Below are 16,147 nucleotides of genomic sequence, written 5' to 3' on the forward strand. Positions count from 1 at the left end.
TTTTTCAAAATATGCACCTCGATAACGCAACATCGCCTGCAAGGCCCGAAATCAGAGCATCACAGCCAACTATCATTTTCAGCGATGGTCGCTAGCAATCCGATTAACTTCTTAATAATCCGCTGGCGCGTAGCATTGCCTCCATACCGGGATGACAACTCACCCGACACTCATTGGAGACATCATCATGAAAACCACTAAATTGATCTTCGGCCTGGCTTTCTCTGTTCTGGCTTCCAGCGCCTTTGCACTTCCAGTCACAACTGTTCAAAACGATATGTCCCGCTCGACCATCGTTGCTGAAGGCGGCACCAAACACACTAATGTCGGTTCAATTCGTGTCGCTGCTGACGGCGCAGACCGTGTCGGTGCGAATCGTCAGGCTGCCGATGGTGCAGACCACGTCGGTGCCAACCGCCTGGCCGCTGATGGCGCGGACCGTGTCGGTGCAAACCGTCAGGCCGCCGATGGTGCAGACCACGTCGGTGCCAACCGTCTGGGTTGATAGCCCACGCAACGCCCCAAGCCCGGCCGATGTCGGGCTTCTTCATGTCTGGCCCAGGCTGAAATACACGCTGCTCTGGCATCCTCTGCAAATGCGCAGCACTATGTCCGCATCCTACAGAGCCCATCAGGAATCGAGCATGTCAGACGCTATTCACTCCTACGAGCCATCCAAGGGTCACGGCCTGCCGCATGACCCGTTCAACGCGATTGTAGGCCCACGCCCGATCGGCTGGATTTCATCGCAGGATGCCAACGGCAAATTGAATCTCGCACCCTACAGTTTCTTCAATGCGTTCAACTATGTGCCCCCCATCATTGGGTTCTGCAGCGTTGGTCGCAAGGACAGTCTCAATAACATCGAGCAGACCGGTGAGTTTGTCTGGAATCTTGCGACCCGCTCGCTGGCTGAAGCCATGAACCAGAGCTGTGCCCCGGTAGCGCCGGATGTCAGCGAGTTCGAGCTGGCCAACCTCACGCCACTGGCCTCCCATATCGTCTCGGTCCCACGTGTGCTGGAGACGCCGGTGTCGTTCGAATGCAAAGTCACCCAGATCATTCAATTGCAACGCGCCGACAAGGAGCTGGTGTCCAGTTGGCTGATTCTGGGCGAAGTGGTGGCCGTACACATCGAGAAATCCCTGCTCAAGGACGGTGTTTACGACACCGCGGCCGCTGAGCCGATCCTGCGTGGCGGCGGTCCTGCAGATTACTTCCAGCTTGGGCCGGAAGCGCTGTTCAAGATGTTCCGTCCAGGCGCCTGATCAGGAATCGCCCCATACCGGCTCGCCCTCGGCATCAATGTCGATCAGCCGCTGCAGTTCCTGTGCAGCGGCCAGGTCGGCGTCATCGGCAGTCTTGAACTTCTGGTCCGGCAGCAGCGCATGAAAGCGCGGCGCTCCGCCGGCACCCAACCCCTTGATGGCAATTGCCGCGTTGTACCCCTGCTCGGAAGGCATGACTGCCGACACCACTTCAAACCCGTTGTATTCCTTGCGTGCCATGCGTCTGGACCCTGCTCATAAATCAAAGCGCGAATTCTAGCGCGTCTTCCAGCGCATTCGTCACGCAGCAAGCGCAGATGATGACTACCGACGCAAACTCCAACCGTGTCCTACACTTTAATCAGTTCTTTCAAACTGCTCTGTAGCCGAGGTAAGGAGTGCGTCATGAAAGCAATAACAAGAAAATGCATGGTTGTCGCAGGAGCTCTGGCGGTATTGGCCGTGTACAGCGCCGGTGCCTATCGTAACGAACTGGCGCGCCAGGCCCCCTATGTCTCCAGCTGTACGTTTGGCCATTGCGTGCCAACCGATGCCACCTTCAGCGCCTTGCGATGACGCTTGCGGAGCATGAATTGCGTCATCGTTCAGCAAAGGCAGCTATCGATTAGCAAGCTATCGGATTAGACTGGCCAGACTCTCCCGCCACACTTGCGGCGGGTCAACACTGCCATCAGGTTTTGCCTTGACCAGTCTTACTCAAACGCCTCCGGCCATTCGCAGCATTCTGTTTGCGTTGATGATGGCGGTATTGCTCAGCGCGCTGGATCAGACCATCGTTGCCGTTTCGATGCCTGCCATTTCCGCCCAGTTCAGGGACATCGATCTGCTGGCGTGGGTCATTTCCGCGTATATGGTTTCCCTGACCGTTGCAGTGCCGATCTACGGCAAGCTGGGCGATCTATACGGGCGGCGTAAACTGATGCTGTTCGGCCTGGGGCTTTTCACCCTCGCCTCTTTGTTCTGTGGCATGGCGCAGAGCATGGAACAACTGGTGCTGGCGCGCGTCCTTCAAGGCATCGGTGCAGGCGGCATGGTTTCGGTAAGCCAGGCAATCATCGCCGACATTGTTCCGCCTCGTGAGCGGGGCCGCTATCAGGGTTACTTCAGCAGCATGTACGCCCTGGCCAGCGTTGCGGGCCCGGTGTTGGGCGGTTTGATGACCGAATACCTGTCATGGCGCTGGGTGTTCCTGATCAATCTGCCCTTGGGGGCCGCCGCGCTGATCGTCGCATATCGAACCCTGGTCGGCCTGCCTGTGCCACAGCGCAAACCGATTATCGACTACCTGGGTACGGTGCTGATGATCATCGGCCTGACCGCGCTGCTGCTGGGAATTACCGAAATTGGTCAGGGGCATGGTCTGGGCGATTTCGAGGTTCAGATGTTACTGGGCACCGCCCTGCTGACGCTGGGCATTTTCGTCTGGTACGAACGCCGCACCGCCGAGCCCCTGTTGCCCATGCACCTGTTCACCAATAAAAGTGCCGTGCTTTGCTGGTGCACGGTGTTCTTTACCAGCTTTCAGGCTATTTCCCTGATTGTCCTGATGCCGTTACGTTACCAGACCGTCACCGGTGGCGGTGCAGACAGTGCCGCCCTGCACCTGCTTCCGCTGGCGATCGGCATGCCGATGGGTGCCTATTTCGCCGGGCGACGCACCGCACAAACCGGGCGCTACAAACCACTTATCCTGACCGGGGCGTTGCTGATGCCCATCGCGATTCTGGGCATGGCCTTCACGCCTCCCCAATCGCTGATAGCGATGAGCCTGTTCATGGTCCTGACCGGCATCGCCACCGGCATGCAGTTCCCCACCTCATTGGTCGGCACCCAGAACTCGGTTCAACCAAGGGATATGGGCGTGGCCACCAGCACAACCAATCTGTTCCGCTCACTGGGTGGTGCAGTAGGCGTAGCATTGATGTCGGCGCTGCTGCTGGCTATGTTGCAGCATACCGGTGTCGGTCTGCCCGGCTCGGGAGCGCTGGGTGGCGAAGGCAGCTCCGGTAATGTCCTGCTCGACAGCCTTAATGCAGCAACCGGACCGGCTCTGGAAACACTGCGAGCCGAACTGGCGCTGACCTTCAGAAACCTGCTGATCACCAGTGCGGCCATTTCGCTGCTCGGCCTTGCCGCAGCCGTAGCAATGCCCAATACGCTATTGCGAGGCCGCGATTAGCTCGACGCGCTGACTCAGGACGACATCCCGGCCCAGAACCACTGGGTTTTCTTGCTTTTTATATGGGTGAACGCCGGCATGAGTTCACCTTCGTCGAAATGTCGACGAGAGCCAAACTGTGCGCTGCTGAACCAGCAGCCAGATCGAGGGCATGCCTGCCCCGCATCAACCGGCGGCAGCGGTTTTTCATCAAATCGCGCATACCATTGCGCGGTGGTTTCCTCGGTAAAGCCGATACCGGGAGCAAGGTAGGGATGAAGGTTGCCGGTGTCCTGCAGGCGAACCGGTTTGATCATACGGTTGACCGTCACATAAGGTTGCGGCGGCAGGCCTCGACCACCCAATTCAGGCACCGCACCCGCCCGAATGATCAACCCGTTGCGATAGCTATGAAACACGATGTCGCTGTGCGCGCTCATCTCGCCCCGCAATCTGTCGCTCCCTCCCAGCTGCCTGACAAACCCTTCGCCCAGCACCGTATACCAGCTGACGCCCTTTATACGGTCCAGCAAACGCAGGCTTTCAATGTGCGGACCGGGATCGACCATCAACCCGATGTAGTCCTGAGCCAGTCGATACTCCCAGGGTAAATACTGGTGCCCATCGCAAGGCAATACACAGGCGAGCCCGCCAAAACCATGCTCGGCCTGCACTTCGCTGCTTAGATAGCGGATCCAGGCTTCATAGTTCTTCAAACCGTCAGGCTCGGTCAGGCAGGACCAGGGCAAGACCATTTTCAGGCAAGAGCGATCGTTGTCGGCTTGCCCCTGCGGGGTGTTCATGACAAACAGGCTGTACATGGCGACCTCGGCCTGGGTCGCACTGGCGATAGACCAGATGAACTGCTCGTCCGGGAGGCTCTCGACAACCTGACGCCGGGTCGACGCAAAACCCGATGCGCTCAAGCGACGCATGCGCTTGAACAGTTGCCATTTGAGTTTCGGCTTGAACGCCTCATAGAAGCGCGAAAAGCAGGCTTCGACCCGACGCTTCATCTCCAGCGTGTGACCATTGCGGAAATACAGTGTAGTGATCAACCCAAGCCGAATGACGGGTGTCCCCAATTCAGAATCCATGGCAACCCGTTCGGATTGCTGCGCGACTCCGGCCAGCAGCCTCACAGCATCAGTTGTAGTGTCCGACATGCTCTGCCCTCCCCTTGATCGAGAGAGCCAGATTTACGCTCATGCCTGCATGCCCTTTGCATGTTTCGATCACGTCCGACGCAGACCTGCGATTACGCAAGCCACGACCCTGCCCACGCGCGTACATTTCAGCGGATCTGGCGTTGATTTCAGGGCACATGGGCGCAAGATTCGGCAAAAACATGCAACCTTCCTCTCTTCTGATCTTTCCGGAGCCGAAGAGTGAAGGGAGTTTTCCCGCGGGGCAATACTCGGAAATTACTTTGGGAAATCAGCTACATGTATCAGGAAATGTCCTACCCACTTCCTACAATATTTTGTCGGATCAATACCCGGTCGGCAGCAATCGGTGAGTGCAATAGATCAGGACGGGTAAACAGTCGGTAAACACACTGTATAAAAAATACGAATTGGAGTTAGGCTTTGTATGAAAGATAACGGCCCGACTGAACCGGCATGCTCCAAGGCCTGTCATCTTCAGTCAGGAAGCCTTGCTGATTCTTAGCGTAGGGCTGAAGCGCAGCATGTCCAGACACACATCAACCAGTTGCTCGGCCTCTGCCGGCAATGAAAAGCTGTCTGGAACCAGCAGCCATTGATAAATGATGCCATTAACGTAAGAAAACAGGGCGACTGCGGCCCGGGCCGTATCGAGATCTTTGGGAAGTTGCCCCTGGCGCACGGCATTGTTCAGCCCCAGGGTGATCCGGTCGTGGCACTGTATGGCGTTGTCCTGACGCTGACGACGAAAATCACACATCTCGTCAGTAAACTCGCACTTGTGAAACAGGATTTCATTGATGCGACGGGTTTTCGGGTCCAGTGCGAGCTCATGAAACAAATGAATCAAAAGATTTCTCATACAGCCCAGCGGGTCTTCTTCCTCTTCGCTCTGACTGGCCTGCGCCATTTCATCGAGCGGTTCCTGAAGGCTGTCGAGCATTGCCTGAACCAGATCGGCCTTGTTGTTGAAGTGCCAGTAAATGGCTCCTCGCGTCACACCGGCAAGCGTTGCAATGTCAGCCAGCGTGGTGCGGGCGACGCCTCGCTCATAAAAAGCCTGCTCGGCAGCCTCCAGAATCTGGCTGCGAGTGATCTGAGCTTCCTCTTTGGTGCGACGAACCATGGCAATAAAACCTCAAAAAATTCACCTCAGGCATGCGTCTGGCGGCAGACCTGGAGATATGACCGGGCGGCATTTGTCTCGCCTTGTCCCGAATTGGCTGTCGGCACTGTGAATAGTGGCCGAATGCGCACAGCGGGTGTTTACAAACAGCCGCGAATGTAAGTATATTCCTTAGCATGCTACTTATCTAGCCGAAATATTTTTTAACACTTCAACGTACTGTTGAGACAACAGGCTCCTGCCCCGAGGATCTTCATGCAATTCAAGCCAGCTGTTACCGTTCTGGTCACTGCCGTCGCCCTGGCAACCCTGCTCAGTGGCTGTAGCAAGAAGGAACAGGCGGCCCCGCCTGCGCAAACCCCTCAGGTCGGCGTCGTTACCCTCAAAGCACAGCCCTATACCCTGACCACCGAGCTGCCAGGCCGGACCACCGCATTCCGCGTCGCCGAGGTACGCCCTCAGGTCAACGGCATTATTCTCAAACGTCTGTTTACCGAAGGTGGCGACGTCAAAGCCGGTCAGCAGCTTTATCAGATTGACCCGGCTGTCTATGAGGCCAATGCCAACAGCGCCAAGGCGACTCTGCAGTCCGCCAAGTCGATGTCTGATCGCTACAAGCAACTGGTCAGCGAGCAAGCGGTAAGCCGTCAGGAATACGACACCGCCCAGGCATCCACGCAGGAAGCTCAGGCCGCCTTGCAGACCGCCCAGATCAATCTGCGCTACACCAAGGTGCTGGCACCTATTTCCGGTCGTATCGGCCGCTCCGCAGTGACCGAAGGCGCACTGGTGAGCAGTGCACAGACCGATGCGATGGCAACCATCCAGCAGCTCGATCCGATCTACGTGGACGTGGTTCAGTCGTCTGCCGACATGCTCAAACTGCGCAATGACCTGGAAAGCGGCAAGCTGCAGAAAGCTGGCGATAACGCGGCCAAGGTCAAGCTGACGCTGGAAGACAACAGTGTCTACGGCCAGGAAGGCAAGCTGGAATTCTCCGAAGTATCGGTTGACCAGACCACAGGCTCGGTAACCTTGCGCGCCGTGTTCCCGAACCCGGAACATCGCCTGCTGCCTGGCATGTTCGTCCACGCTCAATTGCAGGCTGGCGTCAGTGCGAAAGCCATTCTGGCGCCGCAGCAAGGCGTGACCCGCGACCTGAAAGGCACGCCGACCGCCATGATCGTCAACCAGGACAACAAGGTTGAAATGCGTACGCTGGTGGCCAACCGCACCGTGGGCAGCGACTGGCTGATCGAAGACGGCTTGAAAGAAGGTGATCGGGTCATTACCGAAGGCTTGCAGTACGTCAAACCAGGCGCCGAAGTGAAAGTCGCCGAAGCGACCAACGTCAAAGGAGCAAACCCGGCACCTGCCCCGGCCACTGATAAAGCCGCAGGCAGCAAAGGGGAGTAACCCATGTCGAAATTCTTTATTGATCGACCCATTTTTGCCTGGGTTATTGCCCTCGTGATCATGCTGGTCGGTGCGCTGTCGATTTCCAGCCTGCCGATCAACCAGTACCCGAGCATCGCACCACCAGCCATCGGTATTCAGGTTACCTATCCGGGCGCTTCTGCCCAGACGGTGCAGGACACTGTGGTGCAGGTGATCGAGCAACAGCTCAACGGTATCGACAACCTGCGTTATGTGAGCTCGGAAAGTAACTCCGACGGCAGCATGACTATTACCGCGACCTTCAATCAGGGCACCAACCCCGATACGGCGCAGGTTCAGGTGCAGAACAAGCTCAACCTCGCGACCCCGCTGTTGCCACAGGAAGTGCAGCAACAGGGTATCCGCGTGACCAAGGCAGTGAAGAACTTCCTGATGGTGATCGGCCTGGTGTCCGAAGACGGCAGCATGGGCAAGGAAGACCTGGCCAACTACATCGTGTCGAACATGCAGGACCCGATTTCCCGGACCTCCGGTGTGGGTGACTTCCAGGTCTTCGGTTCGCAGTACGCCATGCGTATCTGGCTGGACCCGGCCAAGCTGAACAACTTCCAGCTGACTCCGGTGGACGTGAAAAACGCGATCACTGCGCAGAACGTTCAGGTATCGTCCGGCCAGTTGGGTGGCCTGCCGTCCATCAGCGGTCAGCAACTGAACGCCACGATCATCGGCAAGACGCGCCTGCAGACCGCCGAGCAGTTCGGCAACATCTTTCCTCAAGGTCAACACCGACGGCTCGCAGGTTCGCCTCAAGGACGTCGCGACTGTCGGCCTGGGCGCAGAGAACTACAGCACCGACTCGCAGTTCGACGGTAAACCGGCATCGGGTCTGGCGATCAAACTCGCGACCGGCGCCAACGCACTGGATACCGCCAAGGCTATCCGTGCGACCGTTTCGTCGCTGGAGCCGTTCTTCCCGCCAGGCATGAAAGTCGTGTACCCGTATGACACCACGCCAGTGGTCAGCGAATCGATCAACGGTGTGGTTCACACCCTGATCGAAGCGATCGTGCTGGTGTTCCTGGTGATGTACCTGTTTCTGCAAAACTTCCGCGCCACGGTCATCACGACCATGACCGTACCGGTGGTATTGCTGGGCACGTTCGGCATCCTCGCGGCATTCGGCTTCACCATCAACACCCTGACCATGTTCGGTATGGTGCTGGCCATCGGCTTGCTGGTGGACGATGCGATTGTGGTGGTGGAAAACGTCGAGCGGGTGATGGAGGAGGAAAAGCTCTCCCCGCGCGACGCCACGATCAAATCCATGACCCAGATCCAGGGTGCGCTGGTCGGTATTGCGCTGGTGCTGTCGGCGGTTCTGCTGCCCATGGCGTTCTTCGGCGGCTCTACCGGGGTGATCTACAAGCAATTCTCGATCACTATCGTCTCGGCCATGGCCCTGTCGGTGGTTGTCGCCCTGATCTTCACCCCGGCGCTGTGCGCCACCATGCTCAAGCCTATCGATGAGAAGACCCACGGCCAGCCAAAACGTGGTTTCTTCGGCTGGTTCAACCGCACCTTCGACCGCAGCGTTCTGAGCTACGAACGTGGCGTCGGCAACATGCTCAAGCACAAATGGCCGGCCTATCTGGGCTATATCCTGATCTGCGCAGGCATGGTCTGGATGTTCATGCGTATCCCGGCCGCGTTCCTTCCGGAAGAAGATCAGGGCGTCATCTTTGCCCAGATTCAGACCCCGGCAGGCTCCTCGACCGAGCGTACGCAGGAAGTCATCGACAACATGCGTGAATACCTGCTGACCAAGGAAAGCGGCGCAGTGAAGTCGGTGTTCTCGGTAAACGGCTTCAACTTTGCGGGCCGCGGCCAAAGCTCGGCGATTGCGTTCGTCATGCTCAAGCCGTGGGAAGAACGGGATTCCAACAACAGCGTCTTCGAGCTGGCCAAGCGCGCTCAGGGCTATTTCTTCAGCCTGCGCGACGCAATGGTGTTCGCGGTCGTTCCACCGTCTGTTCTCGAGCTGGGTAACGCCACAGGTTTCGACGTTTACCTGCAGGATCAGGGCGGCGTGGGTCACGACAAACTGATGGAAGCGCGTAACCAGTTCCTCGGTATGGCGGCGCAGAGCAAGGTTCTCGCAGGCGTGCGTCCGAACGGGCTGAACGACGAGCCACAATACCAGTTGATCATCGACGACGAACGCGCCAGTGCGCTGGGCATTACCCTGTCGGACATCAACAACACACTGTCCATCGCGTTGGGTGGCAGCTACGTCAATGACTTCATCGACCGTGGCCGTGTGAAGAAGGTGTACATCCAGGGCGATGCGGGTGCCCGTATGACGCCTGAAGACCTCAAGAAGTGGTACGTGCGCAACAGCTCGGGTGAAATGGTGCCGTTCTCGGCCTTCGCCAGCGGCAAATGGACCTACGGCTCACCGAAACTGTCGCGCTACAACGGCGTGGCAGCAGAGGAAGTGCTCGGTACTCCTGCCCCGGGTTACAGCAGCGGCGAGGCGATGGCCGAGGTAGAAGCCCTGGCCAAGAAACTGCCGCAAGGTATCGGCATTTCGTGGACCGGTCTGTCCTACGAGGAACGTTTGTCCGGCTCGCAGGCCCCTGCCCTCTACGCGCTGTCGTTGCTGGTGGTGTTCCTGTGTCTGGCGGCGCTGTATGAAAGCTGGTCGATTCCGATCGCGGTCATCCTCGTGGTGCCGCTGGGGGTTATCGGTGCACTGATGGCGACCAGCCTGCGCGGCCTGTCCAACGACGTGTTCTTCCAGGTGGGCTTGCTGGTGACGGTGGGTCTGGCGGCGAAGAACGCCATTCTGATCGTCGAGTTCGCCAAAGAGCTGCACGAGCAGGGCAAGAGCCTGGTCGACTCGGCAATCGAGGCGTGCCGTATGCGTCTGCGCCCGATTATCATGACGTCCATGGCGTTTATCCTCGGCGTTGTGCCGCTGGCAATCTCCACGGGCGCAGGTTCAGGTAGTCAACATTCGATCGGTACTGGTGTAATTGGCGGTATGATCACGGCCGTTATCCTGGCGATCTTCTGGGTGCCCCTGTTCTTTGTCTCGGTTTCAGGGCTCTTCAAGAGCAAGAAGAAACATATTTCACACGATGAGGCTGGCCAATGAGCAAGTCATTGATCTCTCTTGCAGTTACCGCGTTCATTCTCGGCGGCTGCTCTTTGATCCCCGAGTACAAGCAGCCGGAAGCACCGGTCGCCGCACAATATCCGCAAGGGCCAGCGTACTCGCCGGTCGAAGGCGCCAAAATGGCCGCTGCGGAGCAAGGCTGGCGGCACTTCTTCAATGATCCGGCGCTGCAACAGCTGATTCAGACTGCACTGCTCAACAACCGTGACCTTCGGGTCGCGGCTCTGAACATTGACGCCTACCGTGCCCAGTACCGTATTCAGCGCTCGGACCTGTTCCCTGCTGTTTCGGCGACAGGTAGCGGTACTCGTCAACGCGTGCCAGCCGAACAGTCGCAGACCGGTCAAGCAGGCATCACCAGCAGCTATTCGGCAACGCTGGGTGTCAGCTCGTACGAACTGGACCTCTTTGGCCGGGTGCGCAGCCTCAGCGAGCAGGCGCTGGAAACCTACTTCTCCAGCGAAGAAGCGCGTCGCAGCACCCAGATCAGTCTGGTGGCCAGCGTCGCCAATGCCTACATGACATGGCAGGCCGACAAGGAACTGCTCAAGCTGACGCAGGACACCCTCAAGACCTACGAAGAAAGCTATCGCCTGACCTCGCGCAGTAATGAAGTCGGTGTTTCCTCGGCCCTGGACCTGAGCCAGTCACGCACCGCCGTCGAAAGCGCGCGTGCCAAACTGGCTCAGTACGAGCGCCTGGTTGCACAGGATCAGAACAGTCTGGTGCTGCTGCTCGGCACCGGGCTGCCCGACAACCTGCCGGCCAGCCACTTGCTGGATTCCGACATGCTGACCGAAATGCCGGCTGGCCTGCCGTCCGATCTGCTGCAGCGTCGTCCGGACATTCTGGAGGCCGAGCATACGCTCAAGGCAGCCAACGCCAACATTGGCGCAGCACGCGCAGCGTTCTTCCCGAGCATCAGCCTGACGGCCAGTGCCGGGACCAGCAGCACTGAGCTGTCCGGCCTGTTCAAGGGAGGCTCGGGAACCTGGCTGTTCCAGCCGAGCATCAATATCCCGATCTTCAACGCCGGCAACCTGCGCGCCAGCCTGGACTACTCGAAGATCCAGAAAGAAATCAGCGTCGCCAACTACGAGAAGGCGATTCAAACCGCCTTCCAGGAAGTGTCTGACGGCCTGGCTTCGCGCAAGACCTACGACGAGCAGCTCCAGGCGCAACGTGACTTCGTCGCGGCCAACCAGGACTACTATCGTCTGGCCGAGCGTCGCTACCGGATCGGTATCGACAGCAACCTGACCTTCCTCGACGCCCAGCGCTCGTTGTTCAGTGCGCAACAAACGCTGATCACCGATCGCCTGTCGCAGCTGACCAGCGAGGTCAACCTGTACAAGGCCCTCGGCGGCGGCTGGTACGAAAGGACCGGGCAGACCGAAACCATCTCCAAAGAGAAGCCTTCGGTTCAACTGTTCTGATTTAAAGCGGCACACAAAAAAAACCACCTGATCAGGTGGTTTTTTTGTGGCCGAAACAAACCTGCGATCAATGGTCCTGATGCAGGTACTTGGGCTCTTTGGGCAAACGCAGACTGAACAGGAACGCTACCGCCATCATCGCCGTCACGTACCAGTAAAAGCTGTTTTCCATTCCGGCACTCTTGAGTTTCAGTGCAACCCACTCAGCCGAGCCGCCGAACATTGCGTTGGCCACTGCATAAGCGAGCCCGACGCCCAGTGCGCGAACCTGGGGAGGAAACATCTCGGCTTTGACCAGCCCGCTGATCGAGGTGTAGAAACTGACGATCGCCAGCGCCAGGGTAATCAGCACAAAGGCAATGAACGGGTTGGTGGTGGTCTTGAGCGTCATCAGGATCGGCACCGTACACAGCGTACCCAGGGCGCCGAACAAGAGCATCGAATTGCGACGGCCGATACGGTCCGCCAGCATGCCGAAAAACGGCTGCATGCACATGTACAGAAACAGCGCGCCGGTCATGATGTAACTAGCGGTCTTGGCTTCCATGCCTCCGGTGTTGACCAGGTATTTCTGCATGTAGGTCGTGAAGGTGTAGAAAATCAGTGAGCCACCGGCGGTGTAGCCCAGCACGGTGATGAAGGCCGCTGCGTGATGCTTGAACAGTGCGGCAATACTGCCTGCATCCTTGTCCTGACGGCTTTCGGCGGTAGTGGTTTCATTGAGTGTGCGACGCAGCAGCAAGGCAATGACAGCAGCGGCCGCACCGATCACGAACGGGATACGCCAGCCGTAGTCACGCAGCTCTTCGGTGGTCAGAAACTGCTGGAGGATGACCACTGTCAACACGGCAAGCAACTGGCCGCCGATCAGGGTGACGTACTGGAACGAGGCATAAAAACCGCGCTGCCCGCGTAAGGCCACTTCACTCATGTACGTGGCCGTGGTGCCGTATTCACCGCCCACCGACAGGCCTTGAAGCAGGCGCGCCATGAGCAGCAAGGCCGGTGCCCAGGCACCGATCGAAGCGTAGGTTGGCAAGCAAGCGATGATCAGCGATCCCGCGCACATCATGGTGACCGAAATCAGCATGGAGTTCTTGCGGCCATGCTTGTCCGCCACACGGCCAAACAACCAGCCGCCAATCGGGCGCATCAGAAAACCAGCAGCAAACACGCCTGCGGTGTTGAGCAACTGTACCGTCGGATCATCGGAAGGAAAAAAGGCAGGCGCGAAATAGATCGCGCAGAAGGCGTAGATATAAAAGTCGAACCATTCGACCAGGTTGCCCGATGACGCCCCGACAATCGCGAAGATTCTTTTGCTTCGCTCCTCGCCGGTGTAATGCGGTGCTTTTGAAGTTGTAGTCATTATTTTCCCCACGCGGATTTGTCCATAAGCAACAATCTGTAACATCCTACTCATCCAAGCACAACAACCCGAACCAGCGGATTGCCTTTTCGTGGAGGCAATCCGCTGAGTCGGGTCATTGAACCGTGGGTTATGTCGGGGGTTATGGGCGTTCTATCGCCAGGGCAAGGCCCTGCCCTACGCCGACGCACATGGTTGCCAGACCTTTGCGTCCCCCGGTTTTTTCCAGGTGGTGCAACGCAGTCAGCACCAGCCGCGCGCCGCTCATGCCCAGTGGATGGCCGAGCGCAATGGCCCCGCCGTTGGGGTTGACCTGCGGTGCGTCGTCCGCCAGGCCCAGCTCGCGCAGAACTGCCAGACCTTGGCTGGCGAAGGCTTCGTTGAGCTCGATGACGTCGAAATCAGTCACCGCAAGACCCAACCGCTCGACCAGCTTGCGCACCGCAGGCACCGGGCCGATGCCCATCACCCGAGGCGCAACCGCTGCGCTGGCCATACCCAGTACACGGGCACGGGGCGTCAGGCCGTGCTTTCTGACAGCTTCGGCCGAAGCCAGAATCAATGCAGCAGCCCCGTCGTTGACCCCGGAGGCATTACCTGCGGTGACAGTTTTGTCCGCACCGTTGACCGGCTTTAGTTTGCTCAGGGTTTCCAGACTGGTATCGCTGCGCGGATGCTCGTCCTTGTCGACGATGGTTTCGCCTTTTTTGTGCGCAACTCGTACCGGCACGATCTCTTCCTCGAAAAAGCCCGCAGCCTGGGCAACGGCAGTGCGCTGCTGGCTGCGCAGGGCGAAAGCGTCCTGATCGGCTCGAGAAATCCTGAAGTCGGTTGCAACGTTGTCGCCTGTCTCGGGCATTGAGTCCACGCCGTACTGCGCTTTCATCGCCGGGTTGATGAAGCGCCAGCCGATGGTGGTGTCTTCCAGCTTCATGTTGCGCGAGAACGCTGCATCAGCCTTGCCCATCACGAACGGCGCACGGGACATCGACTCAACGCCACCGGCAATCGCCAGTTCGATTTCGCCGGAAGCGATGGCACGGAACGCGGTGCCGATGGCGTCCATCCCGGAAGCACACAGGCGATTGAGGGTCACCCCCGGCACGCTTTCCGGCAGCCCCGCCAACAGCGCAGCCATGCGCGCAACGTTGCGGTTGTCCTCACCGGCCTGGTTGGCACAGCCGAAGAATACTTCGTCGATCTCTTCCCAGTTGACCGATGGGTTGCGCTCCATCAGTGCCTTGATCGGCACCGAGGCCAGGTCGTCGGCACGCACCGAAGACAGCCCGCCGCCAAAGCGACCGATGGGTGTGCGAATCGCATCGCAAATAAATACTTCACGCATCACGCTTCTCCTGCAACCTGACCATGAGCGGCGGCGGTCCGGGCTTCCAGATCACGCAGCGCCGTCAGCTCGACCTCGGTAGGCTCTTCGGAGACGACCACTGTGTCGGCAAAGCGGATCTCCCAGCCCGTGGCAGCGATCACCTGCTCGCGAGTCACGCCAGGGTGCAGCGTGGTCACAACGAACTCGTTGGTGTCAGCTTCCGGCTCCATGATGCACAGGTCGGTAATGATCCCCACCGGGCCTGCACCGGGCAGCCCCAGGCGCTTGCGCGAATCGCCGCCCTCTCCGTGGCCGACCGAGGTGATAAAGTCCAGCTTGTTGACGAACGAACGCGCCGACTGCTTGAGAATGATCAGCACTGACTTGGCCGAACCGGCGATTTCCGGCGCGCCACCGGCACCCGGCAGGCGCACCTTGGGATGATGATAATCACCGACAACGGTGGTGTTGATGTTGCCGAAGCGGTCCACCTGCGCTGCGCCGAGAAAGCCAACGTCGACGCGCCCGCCCTGCAGCCAGTAACGAAAGATTTCGCTGGTGGACACCACCGTGTCGGCGGTTTCCGCCAACTCGCCATCGCCAATCGACAGCGGTAACACGGTAGGTTTGGCACCAATCGGGCCGGACTCGTAGATCAACACCACGTCGGGCGCTGATGTCAGACGCGCCAGGTTCGCAGCCTTGGAGGGCAGACCGATGCCAACGAAGCATACCGAGCCATTACGCAGACGACGGGCTGCGGCAACGGTCATCATTTCACTGGTGGAGTAGGTCATTATTTGGCCTCCGAAGCGCGAGCCAGCTTGCTCTGGAATTCACTGAAATCTGCGGTGCCGTGGATGTATTCATCGATCCACGCGGTGAAGGTGTCACGGTCCCGGGCAATCGGGTCCCAGGCCTGGTAGAACGGGTTGTCACGCTCGTAATAGCCATGCGCATAAGACGGGTGAGCACCACCGGGCACCAGACACACGGCGCTCAATGCCCAGGTCGGCAGTACGCAAGAATTCATCGGCGCTTTCAGGTCATCGACAATTTCTTCCACCGTCACAATGCAACGCTTCGCAGCCAGCGCGGCCTCTTTCTGCGCGCCGAGAATCCCCCAGAGCAGCACGTTGCCTTTGCGGTCGGCTTTCTGTGCATGGATAACGGTCACGTCCGGGCGTACCGATGGCACCGCCGCCAGCACCTCACCGGTAAACGGGCAGGTCACCGTCTTGATCAGCGGGTTGACCTTGGGCAGGTCGGACCCGGCGTAGGCGCGCAGCACCGCGAACGGCAGGCCCGACGCACCAGCCACGTAGGCGTTGGCGAGGTCGGCATGGCTGTGCTCTTCAATTTCCATCGCGCGCGGCCATTGCTTTTCAACGGCATCACGCAGGCGGTGCAGAGAACCGACACCGGGGTTGCCGCCCCACGAAAAAATCAGACGCTTCGCACAACCGGCACCGATCAACTGGTCGTAGATCAGGTCAGGCGTCATGCGCACGAGGGTCAGGTCTTTTTTACCCTGACGGATAATTTCATGACCAGCGGCGGTGGGGATCAGATGCGTGAAGCCTTCCAGCGCAACGATGTCGCCATCGTTGACCAGTTGCTTCACAGCATCGCGTAGAGAAAGAATGTCTGCCATGAGGTGCTCCGAACCCAACATCACGTTCAATAAACAGCGCGAAGAC

At 58.7% G+C, this 16,147-nt stretch carries 13 protein-coding genes and 1 pseudogene; 7 read left to right on the top strand and 7 right to left on the bottom strand.

All coding sequences use genetic code 11. The annotated features are described in order from the left end of the window. Positions 1-187 precede the first annotated feature (187 nt). Entirely contained in the window at positions 188-505 is a 318-nt protein-coding gene (locus AO068_RS08015) for a hypothetical protein (protein WP_058408075.1), read from the top strand. A gap of 139 nt (positions 506-644) precedes the next feature. Beyond that, positions 645-1,268, top strand: coding sequence for a flavin reductase family protein (locus AO068_RS08020; protein ID WP_058408076.1), 624 nt, complete (start codon positions 645-647; stop codon positions 1,266-1,268). Here AO068_RS08020 and AO068_RS08025 read toward each other — a convergent pair whose 3' ends face one another. Further along, on the bottom strand, positions 1,269-1,508 hold the full coding sequence (locus tag AO068_RS08025; RefSeq protein WP_058400779.1) for a hypothetical protein: 240 nt from the start codon (positions 1,506-1,508) through the stop codon (positions 1,269-1,271). It abuts the gene before it with no gap. 165 nt (positions 1,509-1,673) lie between these two features. Here AO068_RS08025 and AO068_RS28995 point away from each other — a divergent pair, with 165 nt between their 5' ends. After that, positions 1,674-1,844, top strand: coding sequence for a hypothetical protein (locus AO068_RS28995; RefSeq protein ID WP_004416346.1), 171 nt, complete (start codon positions 1,674-1,676; stop codon positions 1,842-1,844). 127 nt (positions 1,845-1,971) lie between these two features. Beyond that, entirely contained in the window at positions 1,972-3,468 is a 1,497-nt protein-coding gene (locus AO068_RS08030) for an MDR family MFS transporter (RefSeq protein ID WP_058408077.1), read from the top strand. Positions 3,469-3,482: 14 nt separating this feature from the next. On the opposite strand, the gene AO068_RS08035 is transcribed toward AO068_RS08030, so the two are convergent. Both AO068_RS08035 and AO068_RS08040 read right to left on the bottom strand, forming a co-directional pair. Next, positions 3,483-4,613, bottom strand: coding sequence for a DUF3396 domain-containing protein (locus AO068_RS08035; protein ID WP_058400777.1), 1,131 nt, complete (start codon positions 4,611-4,613; stop codon positions 3,483-3,485). Between the two features lie 481 nt (positions 4,614-5,094). Then, a complete protein-coding gene (locus AO068_RS08040; RefSeq protein WP_002554958.1) occupies positions 5,095-5,739 on the bottom strand; it encodes a TetR family transcriptional regulator in 645 nt (214 codons plus the stop codon). A 255-nt stretch (positions 5,740-5,994) separates the two neighbouring features. Here AO068_RS08040 and AO068_RS08045 point away from each other — a divergent pair, with 255 nt between their 5' ends. The 3 genes and pseudogenes from AO068_RS08045 (at position 5,995) to AO068_RS08055 (ending at position 11,751) form a co-directional block, all read left to right on the top strand. Then, on the top strand, positions 5,995-7,155 hold the full coding sequence (locus tag AO068_RS08045; RefSeq protein WP_058400775.1) for an efflux RND transporter periplasmic adaptor subunit: 1,161 nt from the start codon (positions 5,995-5,997) through the stop codon (positions 7,153-7,155). Between the two features lie 3 nt (positions 7,156-7,158). Next, positions 7,159-10,294: pseudogene (locus AO068_RS08050) on the top strand (efflux RND transporter permease subunit). Continuing rightward, positions 10,291-11,751, top strand: coding sequence for an AdeC/AdeK/OprM family multidrug efflux complex outer membrane factor (locus tag AO068_RS08055; RefSeq protein WP_058400773.1), 1,461 nt, complete (start codon positions 10,291-10,293; stop codon positions 11,749-11,751). Before AO068_RS08050 ends, AO068_RS08055 begins: the two are co-directional and overlap by 4 nt. Before the next feature lie 67 nt (positions 11,752-11,818). On the opposite strand, the gene AO068_RS08060 is transcribed toward AO068_RS08055, so the two are convergent. From AO068_RS08060 to AO068_RS08075, 4 genes are all read right to left on the bottom strand, one after another. After that, the gene (locus tag AO068_RS08060; RefSeq protein ID WP_058408078.1) at positions 11,819-13,120 is read right to left on the bottom strand and encodes an MFS family transporter; all 1,302 of its coding nucleotides are present in this window, start codon (positions 13,118-13,120) and stop codon (positions 11,819-11,821) included. Between the two features lie 142 nt (positions 13,121-13,262). Beyond that, positions 13,263-14,468: a 3-oxoadipyl-CoA thiolase gene (gene pcaF / locus AO068_RS08065; RefSeq protein ID WP_177342360.1), complete on the bottom strand. Its 1,206-nt coding sequence runs from the start codon at positions 14,466-14,468 to the stop codon at positions 13,263-13,265. Further along, positions 14,465-15,247: a CoA-transferase subunit beta gene (locus AO068_RS08070; RefSeq protein WP_170947368.1), complete on the bottom strand. Its 783-nt coding sequence runs from the start codon at positions 15,245-15,247 to the stop codon at positions 14,465-14,467. The genes pcaF and AO068_RS08070 overlap by 4 nt, the downstream gene beginning before the upstream one ends. After that, the gene (locus AO068_RS08075) at positions 15,244-16,101 is read right to left on the bottom strand and encodes a CoA transferase subunit A (RefSeq protein WP_058400839.1); all 858 of its coding nucleotides are present in this window, start codon (positions 16,099-16,101) and stop codon (positions 15,244-15,246) included. Before AO068_RS08075 ends, AO068_RS08070 begins: the two co-directional genes overlap by 4 nt. Positions 16,102-16,147: the final 46 nt, after the last annotated feature.

This window comes from Pseudomonas sp. ICMP 3272 (assembly GCF_001466905.1).
Classification (GTDB): domain Bacteria; phylum Pseudomonadota; class Gammaproteobacteria; order Pseudomonadales; family Pseudomonadaceae; genus Aquipseudomonas; species Aquipseudomonas amygdali.